This window comes from Streptomyces sp. NPDC060366 (assembly GCF_042725135.1).
Classification (GTDB): domain Bacteria; phylum Actinomycetota; class Actinomycetes; order Streptomycetales; family Streptomycetaceae; genus Streptomyces.
The window spans coordinates 25,357-44,679 of sequence record NZ_JBHXDC010000034.1 but is presented as its reverse complement, the minus strand read 5'-3'; the positions used below and the strand labels follow the sequence as shown (position 1 = coordinate 44,679).

Genomic DNA, 19,323 nt, shown 5'->3' with positions numbered 1-19,323 from the left:
GCCACCCCCGCAACTACCTGGCCTTTCTCGGACTCGCCGCCGCCCTCTGCTGCTACAAACGACTACTCAAACTCACCACATAGGACACGGTCTAAGACGACTGATCAGTTCGGACTTGAGCGCGGCATAGCTCGCACGCATACCGACGTTGGTCGCTCGGATCGCGTCACGGGCCCTCAGCTCGGCGTCCGTCACGGCCCGGCCTGCATGCGTGGTGGCGGAGGCCGACGGGGTGATACCGAGGAGCGTTGCGGCACCGGCCGCCGACACTCCGTCGATGAATCCTCTGCGGGTGACCATTCCCTGTCCTTCCCGGGGTATCGCCATGACAGCCGCCCGGGCGCCGTCATGCCCACGTGGGCCATCTGGGAACGACATCGACCCGCATCGGTCACGAGCGGCAACAGGAATTGTTCGCGGTCACCGCGCCGGGCCGGTCTCCGGTCCCCTGGTGCGGGCGGCGTGGGTGTAGCGGGCGGCGAGGTCCCCGAAGGCGGCGGCCAGTTGGGGCGGGCCGATCACCTCGATGTCGGCGTCGAAGCGGCCGATGGCGGCGGCGAGTCCGGTCCATGACCAGGAGCCGAGGGTGAGCCGGCAGTAGTGGGAGCCGAGTTCCTCGACGATTCCGTCCTGGGCGAAGGGTGCGACGTCGGCGGCCGGGAGGTGGAGGACGACCTCGCCTTGGCAGGGCCAGTCGGTGGTGGTGCCGCCGTTGCCGCGGAATCGGCTGGTGATGAAAGTGGAGACGTTGCCGCCGGGGAGTTCACGAGGGGCGAAGCGGGGGCCGGTGGGCGTGCGGGGCCGGATGCGCTCGACGCGGAAGGTACGCCAGTCCTCGCGATGGAGGTCCCAGGCCACGAGGTACCAGCGTTGATGCCATGTGACCAGGTGGTGGGGTTGTACTCGGCGGGAGTTGTCGACTGAGGTGCTTGAGCTCGCGGCGTAGTCGAAGCGCAGTTCCTCGCGGGCATCGATGACGCGGCTCAGGTCCACCAGGACCTGCGCCTCGACCTGGAGGGTGTCATGAGACGCGGTCGGCTGGACGGCGGTGATGCGCAGCAGGTCGATGCGGTGGCGCAGCCGGGGTGGCATGACCTGGCGGAGGGTGGCCAGGGCGCGGGACGCGTCCTCGGCGACTGTGGTGCCGGCGGCCGCTGTCTGGAGCGCGATGGCCAGGGCGACGGCCTGGTCGTCGTCGAACAGCAGGGGCGGCAGGTGAGTGCCGGCCTCCAGGCGGTAGCCGCCGGCCGGTCCTTTGACGGTGGTGATCGGGTAGCCGAGTTCGCGCAGGCGGTCGATGTCACGGCGCACGGTGCGCGAGGTGATGTCGAGACGTCCGGCGAGATCGTCGCCGGACCAGTCACGGTGCATTTGAAGCAGCGAGAGCAGTGCGAGCAGCCGCGAGGACGTTTTATGCATGACACCCATCCTCCTCGCAGTACAGGACACACACTGTCCTCTACCTCCGTCAGGGTTGCATACGAGCCGTTCGGGAGGCATCGCCCCTGGTCACGGCACCCGCCGCCAGAGCTTGGACGGTCGGCGGTGTATTCACATCGAGGCAAGGAGCAGGTCATGTCCGTCACCACCACCACCCACCTGAACTTCCGGGGCGCCGCACGCGAGGCGCTGGACTTCTACCGGTCCGTCTTCGGCGGACGTACGGTCGCGGTCACCTACAAGGACGCGGGCGCCGTACGGGACGAGAGCGAGGCGGACTGGGTGATGTGGGGCGAGGTCGTCGGCGACAACGGCTTCCGCGTCATGGCCTACGACGTGCCCTCGCAACTGCCCTGGAACCAGGGCGAGAACCCGTTCTTCGTCTCCGTACGCGGAGAGGACACCGAGGAGATCAGCGCCCTGTGGGGCAAGCTCGCCGAGGGCTCGACCGTCGTGAGCCCGCTGGAGCCCGCGCAGTGGGCGCCGCTGTACGGCATGCTCACCGACCGCTTCGGCGTCACCTGGGTCCTGGACGTCACCGCCCCGTACAACGGCTGAACCAGCCGCCCGACCTGACGTGCCTGCGCCGTCCGGGCCACCGCAGTCGCCCGGACGGCCCGGACGGCGCAGGTCAGCACAGGTCGCCGACACCGAGGGCCCGGTAGATGGCGGTGGTGTAGGCCGCGGCCCGCTGTGAGCCGAGGATGTCGGGGCCCATCCTGTTCATGACGTAGCTGATCGTCATGTGCCGGTCGAGGTCGATAATCGCCATTGAGCCGCCCCAGAACGCGATGCGGCCGTCAGGGATCCAGGACAGGGTGCGCCGGTCGGGCAGTGCGTATCCGATGCCCCATCGCAGATGCAGTCCGTTGACGAGGTCCGTGCCGTTGGACTGCTCGTCGAAGATGAGTCCGATGGTGTCGGGCTTGAGGAACCGGCCGTGGGCGGAGGCTCCCGCGCGGGCGATGGGGGCGAGGATCTCGGCGATCGCGAGGGCGTTGCCGTGCCCGTTGGCCGCCCCGAGGTCGGCCGCCCGCCAGGCCGGAGTGTTGGCCGCACCGGCGCTGAACGAGGGGCCGGTGAAGGTCCTGTACGCGGCGGTGTCGTGATCGAGCGTGGAGGGGTCGAAGTCGAGCGCCGGCGCGATGACGTCGGCCACCCGTTCGATGTCGGCGTCACCCAGCCCGATCCGGAAGTCGGCGCCGAGGGGCCGGGCGATGTGCTCTTGCACGAAGTCGCGCAGCGGCAGGCCGGTCAGGCGGTACACCAACTCACCGACCAGGTGGCCGTAGTTGAGGACGTGATAGCCGGAAGCCGTGCCGGGCTCCCACCAAGGGTTCTGAGAAGCCATTCGGGTGGCCGCCGCGCGCACGTCGTACAGATCCTCAAGCCGCGCCGGGTGATCCAGACCGGACACGCCCGAGGTGTGTGACAGCAGATGCCGCACCTCGACATGCCGCTTCCCGTTCGCGGCGAACTCGGGCCAGTAGCGGGCAACTGGTGCGTAGACGTCCAGTTCCCCGGCGTCGACGAGCAGCAGGGCGGCCAGGCTGGTCACCGTCTTCGTGACCGACCACACATTGGTGATCGTGTCGCGCTGCCAGGGCCGCGTGCGTGCCGCATCGCGATGGCCGCCCCACAGGTCCACCACCTTCTGACCGTCGATGTCGACGGCCAGCGACAGGCCCACCTCGGCGCCGCTGCGCAGCTGGTCCTCCACGGCGTCGCGGACGGGTTCGAACGTTGGGCTGACGGTTCCGTTCAGTTCGGTCATGCGGACAATGGTCAAACCTTGACCTTGGTGTCAAGGTCAAGCGTTAGTGTGCTGAGATGCGTATCGGTCAGCTGGCCGCTCAGGCGGGTGCCTCTCCGCGACAGGTGCGGTTCTACGAGGCAAAGGGTTTGATCACCTCGACCCGTGGGCCCAACAACTACCGTGACTACAGCGAAACGGCCCTGGGCCGCGTCCGGCAGATCCGCGAACTGCTGAACGCCGGCCTTTCGACACAGGCGATCCGCGGAATCCTGCCCTGCCTGGAATCACCGCGTGCCCCGATCGTCTTCGAAGGCGTCACAGCCGAAACGGTGACCGCGCTCGAACAAGAACGAGACAGGCTGACCGAGCGCATCGACGTCCTGGCCCGCAACCGTGACGCGATCGCCGACTACCTCACCGAACTCCGACAGCACGCGGCCTGATCCGCCGCGAGGAGACTGACGACCTCAGCGATCCGCCGCCGACAGTGGGGTGCGCCGAGACGGGAGATCGGACCGCGACCATCGTGACCACCAGCCAGGTCGGGGCGATGCCGGTCACCGCCGGGAGAATCAGCCCGATCGCGGCCAGCAGCTCAAGGACGCCGATCGCCTTGATCGCGGGCGACCAGTCCTCGTACAAGCCCATGCCGGAGGCTATGAGTTGCTCCCGCGACCGCAGCACCTTCGTCACCCTGGTCGCCATGTTGTTCCGGCTGCCGGCCGCCCTCGATGCGCAGCTGCAACGCGACGCCGGGCTCAGCCACTTCGAGTACCTGATCCTCGCCGGCCTGTCCGAGACCCGGGAGCGCACGCTGTAGATGAGCGTTCTGGCCCTGCTCTCCGAGGGCTCGCTCCCCCGCCTCTCGCAGGCCGTCGGCCGCCTGGAGAAGCGCGGCTGGGTGCGTCGCACGCCGGATTCGACTGACGGGGTGTCAGTTCTGGACCGTACGCTGACTCCGTTCCGTACCAGGTCGCGGACACCCCCTGGTACCGACCACGAACGCTGTGCTAGAAATCCTGCCGTGACCAGCGATCAGTATCTCGTGGAGTGTCTCCACATCGATCTCTGCCGTGTGACCAGCTGCTCCTGTTGAGCCTGGCCCGGCGGCGCTGAGCGCTTCCCGAACCGTGCGGCCCTGACCGCGCGTTGACGCGAATCCAATCCTTCGCGTACGGCGTGCCGAGCCCGCACCTCGCACCTTCGCGGTGGCATCTCCCTTTCCCGCAGGCACCGTTCGCGCCCTGCGGGAAGGCCCCCCTGTCTCCCTGTCCGCCCTCCCGGGCGCGAACTTCCGCCTTGCCGCGCCCTTTCGACGGAGTCCGCCATGACCACATCCACCGCCACGGAGAGAGATCCGTCGGGCCCGGCGCTCTCCACCGGGACCGCCCCCGCGCCGCGCCGCTCGCCGGAGAGGGCCGCGCGGCTGCGCAGGGTGGGGCTCAGGCTGATCGCCCTGGCCGTCCTGCTGGCCCTCTGGCAGCTCGTGACCGCGCTGAAGTTGTGGTCACCGTTGCTGGTGCCACCACCCTCCGCCGTCTGGGACGCGCTCGTCATGACGTCCGGCACCCACGACGGCGTACGCGGCTACCAGGGCCACACTCTGATCGAGCATGTGCTCATCAGCCTGCGCAGGATCGGAATCGGAGCGGGCGCCGGCACATTGGCCGGCCTCGTAGCCGGGGTACTGATGGGCACGCTGCCGTGGGTGCGGGTCGTGTTCGAACCGGCGGTCGCGTTCCTCCGTACCCTGCCGCCACTCGCCTACTTCAGCCTGCTGATCATCTGGTTCGGCATCGACGAGGCGCCCAAACTGTGGCTGCTGGCGATCGCCGCCATGCCGCCCGTGGCCGTGGCCACGGCGTCCGCCGTCGCCTCCGCACCCGCCTCGTTGGTGGAAGCTGCGCGGGCCATCGGGGCCCGCCGCTCCCAGGTGGTCGCCTCCGTCGTCCTGCCGTCGGCGCTGCCGGAGATCCTGGTCGGCGTACGGCTGGCGTTCGGGATCGCGTACTCCTCGGTCGTCGCCGCCGAGACCGTCAACGGGCTGCCGGGCATCGGCGGGATGATCCGCGATGCCCAGCGCTACAACCAGTCCGACGTGGTCATCCTCGGCCTCTTCGCGATCGGCGTCTCGGGCCTGCTGATCGACGGCCTGCTACGGAGCGCGGAGAACCGACTCGCGCCCTGGCGCCGACTGTCCTGACTTCCGGCGACTTCGGCCCCACGCCGTCGCCGCGCGCCCTCCCCGCCGTAACCCGCGCCCTCACCGCGCGCCTTCCCCTGCTGCACCGCTCTCCCCTCCGCCCACCGAACGAAGGACTACGCCATGCCCGGAACACGCGGTCCGCGCCGCACCACCACGCTCGTCGCGGCTCTGGGAGCGCTGATCGCCGTCACCGCCTGCGGTACCGGCGACGCCGGGGGCAGTGATTCCGAGGGCGGCGGGAAGACGATACGAATCGCCTACCAGGCTTTCCCCAGCGGCGACTTGATCGTGAAGGAGAACGGCTGGCTGGAGAAGGCGCTGCCCGACCACACCATCAAGTGGATCAAATTCGACTCCGGCGCGACCATCAACACGGCTTTCGTCTCGGGCTCGGTGGATCTGGCCGCGATCGGTTCCAGCCCGGTGGCACGCGGTCTGTCCGAGCCTCTGAACATTCCGTACCAGGTCACCTGGGTGCTGGATGTCGCGGGCGACAACGAGGCACTCGTCGCCCGCGACGGTTCGGGCATCGAGGACGTCAAGGATCTGGCGGGCCGTAAGGTCGCGACACCGTTCAGCTCCACCTCGCACTACAGCCTGCTCGCCGCACTCGAGGGCGCGGGCGTGGACGCTTCGAAGGTCAAGCTGCTCGACCTCGAACCGCAGGACATAGTCGCCGCCTGGACGCGCGGCGACATCGACGCGGCCTACGTCTGGCTCCCCACGCTCGACGAACTCGGGAAGAGCGGGAAGACCCTGATCACCAGCCGTGAGCTGGCCGCGGCCGACAAGCCCACGCTCGACCTCGGGGTGGCGTCGACCAGCTTCATCAAGGCTCAGCCCGAAGTGATCACCGCCTGGCGCAAGGCCCAGGCACAGGCGCTGAATGTGATCCACGACGACCCGTCGGCCGCCGCCCGAGCCGTCGGCAAGCAGCTCGGTATCAGCTCCGAGGACGCCGCCGCCCAGCTCAAGCAGGGGATCTTCCTCAAGCCGGCCGAACAGGCCGACGACAAGTGGCTCGGCCGGCCGGGCCAGGTCGGCGGCCTGGCGCGGAACCTGCACAGCGCGGCGGAGTTCCTGGCCGGGCAGAAGCAGATTCCGGCCGCCCCGGAGCTGTCGGAGCTGGAGAAGTCCGTGTACGTGGAAGGGCTCAGCGATGCCGTCACCGAATGAGCACCCCGCCGGCGTGGTCCGGCGGCACGACGGGGCGACCCGCCCTCCAGAGGGCACGCCAACCGTCACACCGCCCGCCGTGACCGTACGCGAAGTCCATCACCGCTACGGGCGCGGCAACGACGCCGTGACCGCGCTCGGCCCGCTGTCGCTGGACATCCCGGCCGGCGAGTTCCTGGTACTCGTCGGCCCGTCCGGGTGTGGGAAGACCACGTTGCTCCGGCTGATCGCCGGCTTCGAACACGCCTCGTCGGGCGAGGTCGCCGTACACGGCCGGCCGCCTGAGCCGGGGCGTCAGGCGGGAGTCGTCTTCCAGCAGCCACGGCTGTTCCCCTGGCACACGGTCGGGGACAACATCTCCCTGGCCCTGCGCTACGCCGGGGTCCCCCGGGCCGAACGCCCCGCACGCGTCGAGGAGTTGCTGGAGCGGGTGGGGCTCGGTGGCACCGCGCGCCGCAGGACCTGGCAGATATCGGGTGGGCAGCAGCAGCGGGTGGCCATCGCCAGGGCCCTGGCCGGCGGCAAGGACCTGCTTCTGCTGGACGAGCCGTTCGCGGCGTTGGACGCGCTCACCCGTGAGCGGCTCCAGGAGGACCTGCGGACGGTGAGTGCCGAGACCGGGACCACGTCGGTCTTCGTGACGCACAGTGTGGACGAGGCCGTCTTCCTCGGCACGCGCGCGGTCGTTCTGACCGCCCGTCCGGGCACCGTGGCGCTGGACGTCCCCATCTCCCTGCCTCGTAACGGGAGCGCCGACGACCCGGACGAGCTGCGGGGCCTGCCCGAGTACGCCGCGCTGCGGGCCGAGATCGGCACCGCGGTACGGGACGCGGCCCGCTGACCCCGCCCCGCCCCGCCCCGCCCCGCCCCGCCCTTGGAGCATGCCGGTGAGGCCGGCGGCAGCGCGCCCCCGGACCGTGGTGCATGCGGACGCGGTCGCGTTGTACGAGTCGCAGCCAGAGGCGGCCCCGGGTACGTGTGCCTCACGTGGGGCGGAGGACAGTCCTCCTCCGCCCCACCGTCCTGGCGTCAGCGTGGCGCCTCGACCCTGTCGATGAGCTCGGTGACGGCCACCATGTCCAGGTACGCGTACGCGCGTACCACCGCATCGCGCCGGAAGGTCAGCACCCAGCAGTACTCGTTGTGGTAGGGCAGCCCGTCGAGGGCGGTCGCGTCCCCCTCGAAGCGGGCGACGACCGTGTCACCGTCGGCCCACAAGTCCTGCGGTGTCATGTGCAGATGGGTGGCCAGACGGGTCAGGATCGGCGCCGCTCCCTCCTCCAGGAACTCCTGCCTGCTGTGGTAGGTCCGCCCGTTGACCACCGTCCAGACGACGTGCTCGTCCAGGACCTCGTAGAAGCTCCCGCCGCTGTTCTGGCGCGCGAACGCCCTTCGTACGATCGCCTTGTTCACCCGCTCGCGGTCGGACCCATGAGGTGTGACCAGGCTCCGTCCACGCCGGGGAATCGCTTCCGCCGGTGTCCCCACGACCAGCAGACCGCCCGTCGCGGCGGCGAGTGTGACGAATCCGCGTCGGCTGCGCTGTTCCATGCGGTCGCTCCTCCCAGTCTGTTTACCGCTTTCGCCTTACCGTTCACCCATGTTCTGCCGGTGGCCCGTGAACAACCAGGACATGCCGTACCCAGGCAGGGCGCACCCGGCCAGGGACCATTGGCCGCCCATGCCGCCGAGCTCCCGACCCTCAAGATCCTCAAGATCCCGACAGTGTCAGGCACTTATGGGAGACGCCGAGCAGCTTCGTGATCGGGCCGGCAGCGTTCGCCTGTTCGCCAGTTCGCGGTGGCGGCGGCCATGACGGTGCCCAGCCTGTCCCGGGCGCTCACCAGATCGCCGATCCGGCTGTCGATGCGATCCCGTTCCGCCGAAAGCCGGTCGAGCAGCTCCGGCGTGGCCTCACCGTCCACGACACACGGCAGCAGGTCCGCGATCGACTTGCTCGGCAGCCCGGCAGCGTACAACTGCTGAATCAGCTGGACACGGTCGACCGCGCTGTCCGGGTACTGCCGCTGGCCGCTGGGGCTGCGTTCCGAAGCGAGCAGGTTCTGTTCCTCGTAGTACCGCAGCGCCCGAACGCTGACGCCTGTCCTGCCCGCGAGCTCGCCGATACGCATCATGTCTCTCCGATGTGAGCCGGACAACACTTCTTGCCTCTGACGTCAACGTCAGGTTTTAGCGTATCTCGCAACGGCTCACGCCCTCCGCCAAGGCGAGGGACGAGACCGTGACCAGGTTGTTCAACGGCATCCCATCGGAAACGCGAAGGAAGATCTGCCATGACCACATCAGACGCGGCGGCCACGCACGTGGCCATCACCGTCCCCGCCCCCACTCCCGTCGTCTCGGTGAAGCCGGTGGTGCTGGACGCCCCGGGCCGTGGTGAGGACCTGCGGGTGAGGATTTCCGCACCGACGACCGGAGACCAACTGCCGGTCATCGTCTTCTCGCACGGTTTCGGGTCGTCGTTGAACGGCTACGGCCCTCTGGCCGACTTCTGGGCCGCTCACGGTTTCGTGGTGATTCAGCCCACCCACCTCGACTCCAGGACCGTGGGTCTTCCCCACGGCGATCCCCGCACACCGCGACTCTGGCGCTTCCGCGTCCAGGACATGAAAAACATCCTTGACCAGCTCGACCTGCTGGCGGCCGCCGTTCCCGGTCTCGGCGGGCGCCTGGACCGAAGTCGCATCGCCGCGGCGGGACACTCCTTCGGCGGCCAGACAGCGGGCAATCTGCTGGGCCTGCGCGTCCTCGATCCGGTGAGCAAGAAGACGGAAGACCTGTCCGACTCGCGTATCAAGGCGGGCGTGCTGCTCGCGACGGCCGGCAGGGGCGGCGCCGACCTGACCCCCTTCGCGGCCGAGAACCTCCCGTGGTTGAAGGGACCCGACTTCGCGCACATGACCACACAGACCCTCGTGATCGCGGGGGACAAGGACGAACTGCCGCTGTCCGTCAGAGGACCGGAGTGGCTCACCGACCCGTACCACCTGAGCCCGGGACGCAAGAGCCTGCTCACCCTGTTCGGGGCGGAGCACTCCCTCGGCGGAATCACCGGCTACGAAGCCGGAGAGACGACGGACGAGAACCCCGAGCGCGTGGCCCTGATCCAGCGGGTCACCTGGGCCTACCTTCGCCATGCACTCGGCATCGACGACACCGGCTGGAGGGCGGCGCAGACGGCCGTGTCGGAGAGCGTCGCTCCCATGGGGCGGATCGAATCCAAGTGAAGCTCGCGCACGAACGTGGCCTCCGACAGAAGGGTCCGGCCGCGGCCCTCAAGAGGGTGACGGCCGGAGTGAGGTGCGGTCACAGGAGCCGCCCACGGGTTGTGGCGCCGAGCGGTGCTACGGCATGCCCTTGCCCTTGTTCCGCCCTCAACCACCGCCCGCCCAGGCGGTGTTCACGCGGGCCGTGTGACAGATGGGGTACGGCTCCGCCACGAGATCGTCAACCGGAGCAAGTCCCGGGGCCGTTGCTGCCTAGGATCGTCGAAGACTCAGGGTGAGCGGATGATTGCATGGGGGACTTGTGGTCGTAACAGGCCGAATGGCACGTGCCGGCTGTGCCGTCGGGATGTGCGTCGTGCTCGCCGGCTGCACCTCCGACGGAAGCGGCGAACCGCGGGAATCGGCGTCGGCGAAGAAGAACAGCGCCACCGCGAGCGCTTCGCCGTCCCCGTCCCCGACCCCGACCGAAGTCGTCGACATCTCCCCCGCCCGACTCCCGAACACCCGGGCGCAGGCCACCGTCCTGATCCGGGACGTCCTCCCGGGCCCTGCCGATTTCGGCCCCGGCGCGGTACGCCGGCCCCCGTACGAGAGCGACCCACGGCGCTGGCCGGTCCTTGGCGAGGACTGTGTCTGGGAGCAGCGCGGGCTCCCGAAGGACGTCCTCGCCACACTCACCCGCTCGTACGAGATACCGGCGAGCGGGGACAGAGGCCCCCTCCGGCTGAGTGCGGTGGTCACGGTGCACCGCACTCCCGAGCAGGCCGACTGGGAGAACGCCGAGGTCCTGGAGGAGATGATGCGCTGCCCCGAGCAGATGTTGCGCTCCGACGAGTTGATCACGGATCTGAGGAACGTCCCGGCCTCCTTCGGTGAGTCCGGGAACGAGTTCGCCGAGGACTCCCTCACCGAACTCGGCAGTTATACGGGTACCGCGGAGGGACTCGGTGGCGTGAATCCGTACATCTGGGAGCAGACCCGGATCGGTCAGTTCACCCTCGCCGTCTCGGCCAAGGGTGTCAAAGGCTGGTCACAGGCCGACTTGTTCGACCGCCTACGGGATCCGCACGTGGGGATGCGCTCCCGTCTCAGGGGCGCGATCGAGCGCGACCCGTCGGAGCCGAGTGGCGGCGCCAAGGACGACACGAGGGACGACCGTCGATGACCGAGAAGCTCGTCCCCACCGACCCGGCGCACATCGGGGGTCACCGGCTGCTCGCCCGGCTCGGCGCGGGCGGCATGGGCGTGGTCTATCTCGGCCGCGCCGAGTCGGGGGAGCTGGCCGCCGTCAAGGTGATCCTCCCCGAGTACGCGGACCAGCCCGAGTTCCGCGCCCGCTTCCGCCGTGAGGTCACCGCGGCCAGGCGTGTGGACAGCCCTTGGGCCGTGTCCGTCACCGGCGCCGACCCGGACGCGTCCGCGCCCTGGCTCGCGACCGCCTTCGTTCCCGGTCCCTCGCTGGCCGAGGCCGTCACCGCCTGCGGCCCGCTGCCGTCGCGGGGCGTCCGCGTCCTCGGCCGGATGCTGGCGCGCGCCCTGACCACGGTGCACGAGGCGGGACTTGTGCACCGCGACGTCAAGCCCGGCAACGTGCTGCTCACCGTCGGTGGCCCCCGCCTCATCGACTTCGGCATCGCCCACGCCACCGAGGAGACGGCGCTCACCTCCGCCGACATGGTCATCGGCACGCCCGGCTTTCTCGCTCCGGAACAGGCGCGGGCCCAGCCCGCCTCGCCAGCGAGTGATGTCTTCGCCCTCGGCTGTCTCCTGGCCTATGCGATCACCGGGCGCCCGCCCTTCGGGACCGGCGCCGTCGACGCCCTCCTGTACCGCACGGTGCACGACGAACCCGACCTCGACGGCGTCCCCGACGACACACGTCGTCTTCTGGAGCGCTGTCTCGCCAAGGACCCGGACGACCGGCCCACCGCCGGCGAGGTGGACGAGACGCTGGTCGAGGAGACACCCGAGGACACCGTCGACTGGCTGCCCGACGCGGTGGTACGGCTCATCGCCGACCGTTCCGCCTCGATGCTCGCTCTCCCGGGCATCGAGGCGACGGCCCTCGACGCGAGGGCGGAGGGACAGCCTGAGGACTCGAATCCCTCGGACGTTCCAGCAGACGCGGCGCAGACACCGAGCGCCACCGGCCGCCGCCGTTTTCTGCTGATCGGCGGCGCGGCGCTGCTGGCCGCCGGTGGCGGCGGCGCCCTGTGGGCCGCTCAGCGCGACGACGCCTCGCCGGCCGCCTCGCCCCGAGTCCGCCGCTGGGTCCTCGGCGTCCAGGCCGACCTGACGGGCCCGCAGAGAGCCGTCGGACGGGGCCAGGAACGCGGGATTCGGCTGGCCGTGGAACAGTTCAACTCCCGCGAGGACAAGCCCTTCGCCCTCACCCTCAAGGCCGTCGACGACCGGGGCGACACGACCCGTGCGGCCAAGGTGGCCCGGACTCTCGCCGCCGACCGCGATCTGCTCGCCGTCATCGGCTCGACGGGTGACGCGACCACCGGGGCGAGCCTGGGCGGCTACGACGAACGGCTCATACCCCAGCTCACGGCCTCCTCCGCGCAGAGCCCGTACGGCACATCCGACCCTCGCCACTTCCTCCAGGCCGTCCCCTCCTACACCCATCTGCCGGCCACGGCCGCCTTCTCCCTCCACGCGCAGGGCGCCCGGCGCGTGAGCGTACTGGTCGACCGCGGCGGCGGCATGCCCGCCTGGCAGCTCGGCAACACGATGTTCCAGAACCTCGGCGTCCTCAAGATCGCCGGCGAGCCGCGCGTCGCACCACGGCTGGCCGAGGACCTCACTCCGATCGTCGCCGAGATGGTCGCGAACAAGCCCGACGCCTTCGCCTTCACGGGCACCCCCGCCCGAGCCGCCGCCGTCGCGCGCGCCCTCGCGGGGACGGATTTCGACGGCCTGCGCGTGCTCGGCTATCCGTCGGCTGAGAAGGAGTTCCTGACCGCCGCCGGCGCCGCCGCCGACGGCTGGCAGATCTTCGCGCCGTACATCGACCCGTCGGCCTCCCCCGTCCGCGCCTTCGCCACCGCCTACCGAAAGCGGTACGGCTCCGCGCCTCCGTACTGGGCGGCAGAGGCGTACGACGTCGCCCGGATGGTCATCAGCCGCCTCACCGAGGCCGGCGGCCGGCCTTCCCCGAAGGAGCTGTTCGACCTGCTGGTGAAGGACACGTACAACGGCGTCGTCCGGTCGTACACCTTCGACAAGGAGTACCGCTGGCTCGAGGGTTACGAGGTCTTCCGGTACGAGGTGAAGGGCGGCCGGTACTCCTACGCGGGCAAGGTCGACGTCTGATGCGCCCCTTGGCGGCCGGCGATCCCGAGGACATCGGCGGGCACCGGCTGCTGGCGCGGCTCGGCGCGGGCGGCATGGGCGTCGTCTATCTCGCCCGTACGGCGGGCGGGGTACTCGTCGCGCTCAAGACGATCCACGCGCAGCACGCGGCGGATCCTTCCTTCCGCACCCGGTTCCGGCGCGAGGTGACCGCGGTCCGCGGTCTGAACGGGCGCTGGCTCGTGCCGGTCCTGGCCGCCGACGCGGAGGCCCGGGAGCCCTGGCTGGCCACGGAGTTCGTACCCGGCCCCTCGCTGGCCGAGGCCGTCGACGGCTTCGGGGCGCTGCCGCCGGCCGCCGTACGGGCCCTGGGATCCCGGCTGGCCGAGGCACTGACCGCCGTACACGACGCGGGACTTGTGCACCGCGACGTGAAACCGGGCAACGTACTCCTCGCCCTCGACGGCCCCCGCCTCATCGACTTCGGCATCGCCTACGCCGGGGGCGCCACCGCGCTCACCGCACCCGACGCCGTCGTCGGAACGCCCGGCTTCCTCGCTCCGGAACAGGCACAGGCCCGCGCGGGGGAGGTCGGCCCGCCCGGCGACGTCTTCTCGCTGGGGTGCGTCCTGGCGTACGCGTCCTCCGGCCGGCGCCCGTTCGGCGCCGGGAACGCCGCGGGTGTCCTCTTCCGTACCGTGCACGAGGAGCCCGACCTGGCGGAAGTGCCCGGCGAGCTCCTGGCACTGATCCGGGGATGCCTGGCCAAGGACCCGGCCGAGCGCCCGACGGTCAGGGACGTCGCGGCCACGCTCGACGACCCGCGCGTCCCGCTCGCGCGGAACATCGCCGGCGGCCGGGACGAGGGGTGGCTGCCGTCGGCCGTCCTGCGCGTGATCGCCGAACGCTCCGCGCGGGCGCTGGACGTGCCCACACCCCACCGAGCCCCACGGCAACCCCAGGGCGACGACGACAGCCCGACCGCCACCGCACACTCGCCGTCCGCCGGGCCCCGGGACGCCCGCCCACCGACACGGCGGCGTGCCCTGCTGATGGGGGGCGCGGCGGCTTCCGTGGTCGCCGTCGGCGGCGGAGTCACCGCCTATCTGACGGCCGGACGAGGGAGCACCGGCGACTCGGAGGGCTCGGGCGGCGACCTTCCCGTGCACACCCTCGGCTTCCAGGCCGACCTGAGCGGCTCGGACAAGGTGAACGGTGTGGCGCAGGAGCGTGCGGCGCGGCTCGCCGTGGAACAGCACAACAAGCGCGCGGGGATCACCTTCCGCCTCGCCCTCGACACCGTTGACGACCAGGGTGTCCCGGCCCGCGCCGAGGAGGCGGCCCGGCGCTTCACCGACGCCGGGGTGAGCGCGGTCCTCGGCCTCGGCACGCCGGCGGCGGCGCTCGCCGCAGCCCCGGTCTACCAGGAGGCCCGCACGGCGATGGTGCTGATCTCCTCGGACGGCGAGGAGTTCATGGGGGCCGACCTGAACCTGACGACGCTGCGGGTCACCCGGGGCCCCGAATCGTCCCTGGCCGTGCCACTGGTGTCGTACTACTCCGGGCAACGGACCGACCGCACCGCTGTCATCGACGACCTGGCGGCGGGTCGGGCCGGCTCGGTCCTCGTCAACTCGCTCTCGCTGGCGTCGCACAGCGGGGGCGAGACAAGTGTCCATACTGTCGCCGCCGACAGCGACGACTTCGCTCCCGCCGTGCGCGACGCCCTCGCGGCGAAGGCACAGGCCGTCGTCTTCAGCGGCACAGCACCTGAACGCGCCGCGCGCTGCGCCCGCGCACTCGCCGAGGCGCGCTTCACCGGACCGCGGCTCGGCACCTGGCGCATCATGAGTCCAGCCTTCCTCCAGAAGGCCGGAAGCGCGGGTCAGGAGTGGGTGTTCGCCGCCCCCTTCACCGACCCTGCCGGCGTGTCCCGCACGTTCAGGACCGCCTACCGCAAGAGGTACGGCACCGCACCCGGACGCTGGTCCCCGGAGGCGTACGACAGCGTCGGACTGGTCGCTCGCACCCTCAAGAATCTGGGCGGAGCGGCCGACATCGAACCGGTCGCCGTGGCTCAGCGCCTGTTCGACGCCGAGTACGAGGGATACGAGGGAATCGCCAAGACTCTCCGCTTCACCACGGACGGCACCAACGCCCTGGAGCAGGAGACGCCGTTGTACTTCCTGTTCCAGGCGAAGGGGCAGAGCTTCCGCTTCCTGGGCCGGTACGACGAGGTCGAGTAACTACGCGGCTGTCTTCGGCTCTGCGGCCCCTCCCCCTGCCCTCCCCCGCGACTCCACCGGATGCGCAAAAGGTGCCGTTCCCGCTGGATGGCCTTTGTATGGGACAGGCTGCCCGAGATCGCCGGTCCCGCGTTGTCCGCGATCGTGTCGCGGTCCGGAGCAGGGCCCACCACTGGAACGACCTGCGGGCGAGGGAGAATCGTATGACCGAGACGCAGTCCGCGCAGGACGGGGCCGACAGGCCCGGAACGGCGAACGAGCGACACGTCGTGCCCTCCCCCTCCCCCGCTGTGGCCGACCTTCGCCGTACCGGGATCAATCCCGACTTCTGGTATCCGGTCGCCGTATCCGGGAGCGTACGGAAGAACAGCACCTTCGCCGCCAGGTTCGCGGGTGAGCGGATCGCTCTGTTCCGCGGTGGGAGCGGCACCGTCTACGCCCTGGAGGACCGGTGTGCTCACCGCCAGGTACCGCTGAGCATGGGTGTCGTGGAAGGTGAGTCCCTGCGGTGCTGTTACCACGCCTGGGCCTACCGGGGAAACGGCCGGATCTCGCAGATCCCGTATCTGCCCAAGGGCGTGGACCGGCCGCCGCGCGGCGTGCGCGCCTACCCGGTCCGCGAAACGTACGGACTGGTCTTCGTGTTCCCCGGTGACCCGGAGAAGGCCGCCGACACACCGCTTCCCGAACTGCCCGCCTACGCTTCGGCCAAGCACCGGACCATGACCTTCTCGCGCAAGGTGCACTGCCACTACTCGTTCATGCACGAGAACCTGCTCGACATGAACCACCAGTTCCTGCACAGGGGCGTCCTCGGCCGGATCCAGCCGGAACTGCTCGGCTACGACACCGGTCCGCACTCCGTGGAAGCCCGGTACCTGTTCACTCCCGCGGGCGGAAGGAAGGACCGCGGTGCGGGGCTGCTCTCCGCCGAAGGCATCGGCGGCGGCAAGTCGCCGGACGTCATCACCGTACGTACGGAGTACCCGTACCAGACCCTTCAGGCGCTCCCCGAGAAGTCCGAACTCCCGGCGTTCTCACTGTGGGTGGCATACGTACCGGAGGATGCCGAGCAGCGCACGAATCACGTCTACGGTCTGCTCATGATCCGGAAGCCGTCCGCCCCCGGTGCGCTCCGCCTCGCCTGGCCGTTGATCCGGCGCTTCACCGAGCGGGTGTTCGCGGAGGACCGGATGGCGGTGGAGTCGGAGCAGCGGGCCTGGGACGAACAGGGCTCGGACTGGAACCAGGAGGTCTTCCCGCTGATCCTCGACGTCCGGAAGGTGCTGCGCTCCAACGGCGTTCCCATCCGGTCGAAAGCGGACCTGTGCGCCGCGTCTACGCTCTGCGGCAACGCGCGCCACACCGACCCCGCGCCGGGCGCCGAGGCCCACGCCGACCGTCAACCACCGCTATGAGCGGTGACGTACGGCCGGCGCGCCCAGCCCTTGGGCCGCCGCACGGGCCGCGTTCTGAGTGCCAGGTCGTGTCCGGCGGCGGGGGCGCACCCTGTGGCTCAACCGCCTGCGGCGCACGCCGGCGCTTTCCCGTATGTCCCGCCGTTTCGGCCCTCCTGCCCGATTCGGGGAAACGCGAGAGGGGCGGGGAGCGGAAACCCTACGATGAATTCCATGAGTGCGCTGGTCTTTCTCCTGTCGCTCGGCACGGTCTGTCGCGTCACACGATTCATTACCAAGGACGTCCTCGCCGCGGGATTCCGCTCCCGGGTCGCCGACCGTTTCGGCGAAGACTCCCATCCGGCGTATCTGGTCACCTGCGGATGGTGCGTCAGTATCTGGGTCGCGGGCGCCGTCACCTCGCTCGCCCACTGGGCCGGTGAGGAAACGTGGTTCCAGGCGGGCGCCACGGCGCTCACCCTTTCCTACCTCACCGGACTGGCCGCCAACTGGCTTGACTGACAGCCGCGTCGGGGGATTCCTCAGCCTCGCCGCCTCATGTAAATATGACTATGTGGCGACGAGTGTCGAGGTGCGGCGCCCCGGGGATAAAAGGAAAGGGAACGAGCCGGGGCCCCGGTCCTGACCTGCAATTCCCCCCCGGCCCTTCCCCTTTGACCGGCCGCCGGAGCCGGCCGCACAGAAGGAGGAAGACCATGGCATGCAACTGCGGGCGCACCGACCGGTCCACGATTGTCTACCGGCTGGCCCTCCCCAACGGGGTCACGCGCGACTACCTCACGCGGCGGGAGGCCGACGACGCCAACAGGAGGGCGGGCGGGCGCGGCTCCATCACGGCAGTCCGCCGGTAGGCCCGCGCCACCGCACCGGGGACACGGCGCGCGCCCGGTAGGCACCCCCGCCCCGCCCCTACCCCGGCGGACCGCCGGAAGCAGCGGCGTTCCACCAGCAGCCCCTCGGCACACCGGACAGCCGGTGTGCCGAGGGGCTGCGGCATGCCATGTCCCTCCCCGAAATCACGGATACCTCGCAGAAATACCGCGGTTCGCCGCAGCGTGAAGTCGTCTCCTTTCCGCCCATGAGTCCGCCGGAGCGGCCCCTGGGAGCGCAAGTGCGCCCCGAACCCGCCCAGTTGTGCGCCCGGGACGACAGCGGAAAAGGAAGCGTTTCCCTTCCCGGGGGAGCAGTACGGCGACAAGGGCGCGCCCAAGGCGCCGCGCGATCCGGGTTTACCGCCTCTCGCGCGCCTGAGTGCGCCGACCTGAAGGGGTGATATTTCGTTCGCCCATCTAGCCCACAACCCCGATCGGAATGCCTACTGCTGATACCAGCAGGTGATGTGCCCCAACTCCGTGTGGATAAGGGCTCTTACCGGAACGCCGCACCAGCGTGTTCGCGTACGTTCCGCGCTCCGGCCCCACGCCGAACGGGCGAAGGCGATCACTGCTTTCGTGGGTCATCCGAAAGGGAGCCATACCATGGCCAGTTCGAACACCGCCGTGACCTCGGCACCGGATCCATCCGTATTCGGCCAGCCGGTCACCTTCACCGCCACCGTCCAGCCGGATCTCTCCGGCGGCCCCACCCTGACCGGCAGCGTCGAGTTCGTCGTCGACGGCGCGTCCGTCGCGACGGTGCCGCTCGACCTGAGCGGCCAGGCACAGTACACAACCAGCGATCTGGAGGTCGGTCTCCACGGAGTGGAGGCCAACTACTCGGGCGACTCCGAGTACGACCCGTCCACGGGCGCGGACACCCAAGAGGTCAACCTCGGGGAGACCACCACCACGCTGGCCTTCGACCCCGAACCCTCGGTGTGCGGCGAGACGGTGACCTTCACCGCCCAGGTGACCCCGGTTCCGCCGGGCGCGGGAACCCCCACCGGGCTCGTGTCCTTCATCATCAGCGACGACGGTCCGGTGCTGACCGCCCCCGTGGACATGACCGGCCAGGCGCAGGTCAGCCTCAGCAACCTGGACGTCGGCTTCCACCAGGCAGCCGCCTTCTACACCGGCGACGCGAACTTCGACGGGTCGAACTCCCCCCTGACCCTTCACGTCGTCAACCAGGCGCCCGTCTCGGTCGCCGTCTCGGTGGACCCCGACCCGTCGGTGTGCGGCGAGACGGTGACGCTCTGTGCCACCGTCGCCCCGGTCGCCTCGGGCGTCGGCAACCCGTCGGGCTCGGTGACCTTCACCGGCCCCGGCGGACTCAACGAGACCGTTCCCCTGGACGCGGGCGGCGAGGCGTGCGTGACCACGACCGTGCTGGAGACGGGCACGGTCACCGTCGCCTACGGCGGCGACGAGTGCTACGCGAGCGCGACCGGGACCTTCGACGTGACGGTCAACCAGGCGGCCAGCACCACCACCGTGTCGGTCAACCCCGACCCCTCCGTATGCGGCCAGACCGTGACCGTCTGCGCCACCGTCACAGCAGTGCCACCCGGCAGCGGCACCCCCACCGGAACGGTCACCTTCACCGGAGCCGGGCTGAACGAGACCGTACCCCTCGACGCGGGCGGCGAGGCCTGCGT

At 70.1% G+C, this 19,323-nt stretch carries 19 protein-coding genes; 13 read left to right on the top strand and 6 right to left on the bottom strand.

Annotation, left to right across the window (positions count from 1 at the left end; genetic code table 11):
* Window positions 1–72 precede the first annotated feature (72 nt).
* Both ACFWHU_RS37795 and ACFWHU_RS37790 read right to left on the bottom strand, forming a co-directional pair.
* Window positions 73–300 (bottom strand): twin-arginine translocation signal domain-containing protein, encoded by a 228-nt coding sequence (locus tag ACFWHU_RS37795; protein WP_387230822.1) that lies wholly within the window; start codon window positions 298–300, stop codon window positions 73–75.
* Window positions 301–420: 120 nt separating this feature from the next.
* Window positions 421–1,419, bottom strand: a complete 999-nt coding sequence (locus tag ACFWHU_RS37790; RefSeq protein WP_387230820.1) for a helix-turn-helix transcriptional regulator — start codon at window positions 1,417–1,419, stop codon at window positions 421–423.
* Window positions 1,420–1,575: 156 nt separating this feature from the next.
* On the opposite strand from ACFWHU_RS37790, the gene ACFWHU_RS37785 reads away from it, so the two are divergent.
* Complete coding sequence (locus tag ACFWHU_RS37785; RefSeq protein ID WP_385795399.1) at window positions 1,576–1,998, top strand: VOC family protein; 423 nt, start codon at window positions 1,576–1,578, stop codon at window positions 1,996–1,998.
* 73 nt (window positions 1,999–2,071) lie between these two features.
* On the opposite strand, the gene ACFWHU_RS37780 is transcribed toward ACFWHU_RS37785, so the two are convergent.
* Entirely contained in the window at window positions 2,072–3,214 is a 1,143-nt protein-coding gene (locus tag ACFWHU_RS37780) for a serine hydrolase domain-containing protein (RefSeq protein WP_387230818.1), read from the bottom strand.
* A 56-nt stretch (window positions 3,215–3,270) separates the two neighbouring features.
* Between ACFWHU_RS37780 and ACFWHU_RS37775 the strand changes: the two genes are divergently transcribed.
* Window positions 3,271–3,639, top strand: coding sequence for a MerR family transcriptional regulator (locus tag ACFWHU_RS37775; RefSeq protein WP_387230816.1), 369 nt, complete (start codon window positions 3,271–3,273; stop codon window positions 3,637–3,639).
* Here ACFWHU_RS37775 and ACFWHU_RS37770 read toward each other — a convergent pair.
* Window positions 3,611–3,844 (bottom strand): hypothetical protein, encoded by a 234-nt coding sequence (locus ACFWHU_RS37770; RefSeq protein ID WP_387230826.1) that lies wholly within the window; start codon window positions 3,842–3,844, stop codon window positions 3,611–3,613. The genes ACFWHU_RS37775 and ACFWHU_RS37770 overlap by 29 nt on opposite strands.
* A gap of 679 nt (window positions 3,845–4,523) precedes the next feature.
* On the opposite strand from ACFWHU_RS37770, the gene ACFWHU_RS37765 reads away from it, so the two are divergent.
* The 3 genes from ACFWHU_RS37765 (at window position 4,524) to ACFWHU_RS37755 (ending at window position 7,419) form a co-directional block, all read left to right on the top strand.
* Window positions 4,524–5,399: an ABC transporter permease gene (locus ACFWHU_RS37765; RefSeq protein ID WP_385795390.1), complete on the top strand. Its 876-nt coding sequence runs from the start codon at window positions 4,524–4,526 to the stop codon at window positions 5,397–5,399.
* A 123-nt stretch (window positions 5,400–5,522) separates the two neighbouring features.
* Window positions 5,523–6,578, top strand: a complete 1,056-nt coding sequence (locus ACFWHU_RS37760; RefSeq protein ID WP_387230814.1) for an ABC transporter substrate-binding protein — start codon at window positions 5,523–5,525, stop codon at window positions 6,576–6,578.
* Window positions 6,562–7,419: an ABC transporter ATP-binding protein gene (locus tag ACFWHU_RS37755; protein WP_387230812.1), complete on the top strand. Its 858-nt coding sequence runs from the start codon at window positions 6,562–6,564 to the stop codon at window positions 7,417–7,419. Before ACFWHU_RS37760 ends, ACFWHU_RS37755 begins: the two co-directional genes overlap by 17 nt.
* A gap of 188 nt (window positions 7,420–7,607) precedes the next feature.
* On the opposite strand, the gene ACFWHU_RS37750 is transcribed toward ACFWHU_RS37755, so the two are convergent.
* Both ACFWHU_RS37750 and ACFWHU_RS37745 read right to left on the bottom strand, forming a co-directional pair.
* Complete coding sequence (locus ACFWHU_RS37750) at window positions 7,608–8,129, bottom strand: nuclear transport factor 2 family protein (protein WP_385795381.1); 522 nt, start codon at window positions 8,127–8,129, stop codon at window positions 7,608–7,610.
* Between the two features lie 185 nt (window positions 8,130–8,314).
* Window positions 8,315–8,710: a MerR family transcriptional regulator gene (locus ACFWHU_RS37745; protein WP_385795378.1), complete on the bottom strand. Its 396-nt coding sequence runs from the start codon at window positions 8,708–8,710 to the stop codon at window positions 8,315–8,317.
* Between the two features lie 162 nt (window positions 8,711–8,872).
* Here ACFWHU_RS37745 and ACFWHU_RS37740 point away from each other — a divergent pair, with 162 nt between their 5' ends.
* The 8 genes from ACFWHU_RS37740 to ACFWHU_RS37705 form a co-directional block, all read left to right on the top strand.
* Window positions 8,873–9,826, top strand: a complete 954-nt coding sequence (locus ACFWHU_RS37740) for an alpha/beta hydrolase family protein (RefSeq protein WP_387230810.1) — start codon at window positions 8,873–8,875, stop codon at window positions 9,824–9,826.
* A gap of 319 nt (window positions 9,827–10,145) precedes the next feature.
* On the top strand, window positions 10,146–10,991 hold the full coding sequence (locus tag ACFWHU_RS37735) for a hypothetical protein (RefSeq protein WP_387230808.1): 846 nt from the start codon (window positions 10,146–10,148) through the stop codon (window positions 10,989–10,991).
* A complete protein-coding gene (locus ACFWHU_RS37730) occupies window positions 10,988–13,144 on the top strand; it encodes a bifunctional serine/threonine-protein kinase/ABC transporter substrate-binding protein (RefSeq protein ID WP_387230806.1) in 2,157 nt (718 codons plus the stop codon). Before ACFWHU_RS37735 ends, ACFWHU_RS37730 begins: the two co-directional genes overlap by 4 nt.
* A complete protein-coding gene (locus ACFWHU_RS37725) occupies window positions 13,144–15,369 on the top strand; it encodes a bifunctional serine/threonine-protein kinase/ABC transporter substrate-binding protein (protein ID WP_387230804.1) in 2,226 nt (741 codons plus the stop codon). The genes ACFWHU_RS37730 and ACFWHU_RS37725 overlap by 1 nt, the downstream gene beginning before the upstream one ends.
* Before the next feature lie 203 nt (window positions 15,370–15,572).
* A complete protein-coding gene (locus ACFWHU_RS37720; protein ID WP_385795364.1) occupies window positions 15,573–16,787 on the top strand; it encodes a Rieske 2Fe-2S domain-containing protein in 1,215 nt (404 codons plus the stop codon).
* Between the two features lie 213 nt (window positions 16,788–17,000).
* Entirely contained in the window at window positions 17,001–17,288 is a 288-nt protein-coding gene (locus tag ACFWHU_RS37715) for a hypothetical protein (RefSeq protein ID WP_387230802.1), read from the top strand.
* Window positions 17,289–17,482: 194 nt separating this feature from the next.
* The gene (locus ACFWHU_RS37710; protein WP_385795358.1) at window positions 17,483–17,638 is read left to right on the top strand and encodes a hypothetical protein; all 156 of its coding nucleotides are present in this window, start codon (window positions 17,483–17,485) and stop codon (window positions 17,636–17,638) included.
* Between the two features lie 627 nt (window positions 17,639–18,265).
* A partial coding sequence (locus ACFWHU_RS37705; RefSeq protein ID WP_387230800.1) for an Ig-like domain-containing protein occupies window positions 18,266–19,323 on the top strand: 1,058 nt, incomplete at its 3' end.

Excerpts from the sequence above, each read along its gene's own strand:
- ACFWHU_RS37795 (WP_387230822.1), bottom strand. The coding sequence starts at position 300 with ATGGTCACCCGCAGAGGATTCATCGACGGAGTGTCGGCGGCCGGTGCC.
- ACFWHU_RS37790 (WP_387230820.1), bottom strand. The coding sequence starts at position 1,419 with ATGCATAAAACGTCCTCGCGGCTGCTCGCACTGCTCTCGCTGCTTCAA.
- ACFWHU_RS37785 (WP_385795399.1), top strand. The coding sequence starts at position 1,576 with ATGTCCGTCACCACCACCACCCACCTGAACTTCCGGGGCGCCGCACGC.
- ACFWHU_RS37780 (WP_387230818.1), bottom strand. The coding sequence starts at position 3,214 with ATGACCGAACTGAACGGAACCGTCAGCCCAACGTTCGAACCCGTCCGC.
- ACFWHU_RS37775 (WP_387230816.1), top strand. The coding sequence starts at position 3,271 with ATGCGTATCGGTCAGCTGGCCGCTCAGGCGGGTGCCTCTCCGCGACAG.
- ACFWHU_RS37770 (WP_387230826.1), bottom strand. The coding sequence starts at position 3,844 with ATGGGCTTGTACGAGGACTGGTCGCCCGCGATCAAGGCGATCGGCGTC.
- ACFWHU_RS37765 (WP_385795390.1), top strand. The coding sequence starts at position 4,524 with ATGACCACATCCACCGCCACGGAGAGAGATCCGTCGGGCCCGGCGCTC.
- ACFWHU_RS37760 (WP_387230814.1), top strand. The coding sequence starts at position 5,523 with ATGCCCGGAACACGCGGTCCGCGCCGCACCACCACGCTCGTCGCGGCT.
- ACFWHU_RS37755 (WP_387230812.1), top strand. The coding sequence starts at position 6,562 with ATGCCGTCACCGAATGAGCACCCCGCCGGCGTGGTCCGGCGGCACGAC.
- ACFWHU_RS37750 (WP_385795381.1), bottom strand. The coding sequence starts at position 8,129 with ATGGAACAGCGCAGCCGACGCGGATTCGTCACACTCGCCGCCGCGACG.
- ACFWHU_RS37745 (WP_385795378.1), bottom strand. The coding sequence starts at position 8,710 with ATGCGTATCGGCGAGCTCGCGGGCAGGACAGGCGTCAGCGTTCGGGCG.
- ACFWHU_RS37740 (WP_387230810.1), top strand. The coding sequence starts at position 8,873 with ATGACCACATCAGACGCGGCGGCCACGCACGTGGCCATCACCGTCCCC.
- ACFWHU_RS37735 (WP_387230808.1), top strand. The coding sequence starts at position 10,146 with ATGGCACGTGCCGGCTGTGCCGTCGGGATGTGCGTCGTGCTCGCCGGC.
- ACFWHU_RS37730 (WP_387230806.1), top strand. The coding sequence starts at position 10,988 with ATGACCGAGAAGCTCGTCCCCACCGACCCGGCGCACATCGGGGGTCAC.
- ACFWHU_RS37725 (WP_387230804.1), top strand. The coding sequence starts at position 13,144 with ATGCGCCCCTTGGCGGCCGGCGATCCCGAGGACATCGGCGGGCACCGG.
- ACFWHU_RS37720 (WP_385795364.1), top strand. The coding sequence starts at position 15,573 with ATGACCGAGACGCAGTCCGCGCAGGACGGGGCCGACAGGCCCGGAACG.
- ACFWHU_RS37715 (WP_387230802.1), top strand. The coding sequence starts at position 17,001 with ATGAGTGCGCTGGTCTTTCTCCTGTCGCTCGGCACGGTCTGTCGCGTC.
- ACFWHU_RS37710 (WP_385795358.1), top strand. The coding sequence starts at position 17,483 with ATGGCATGCAACTGCGGGCGCACCGACCGGTCCACGATTGTCTACCGG.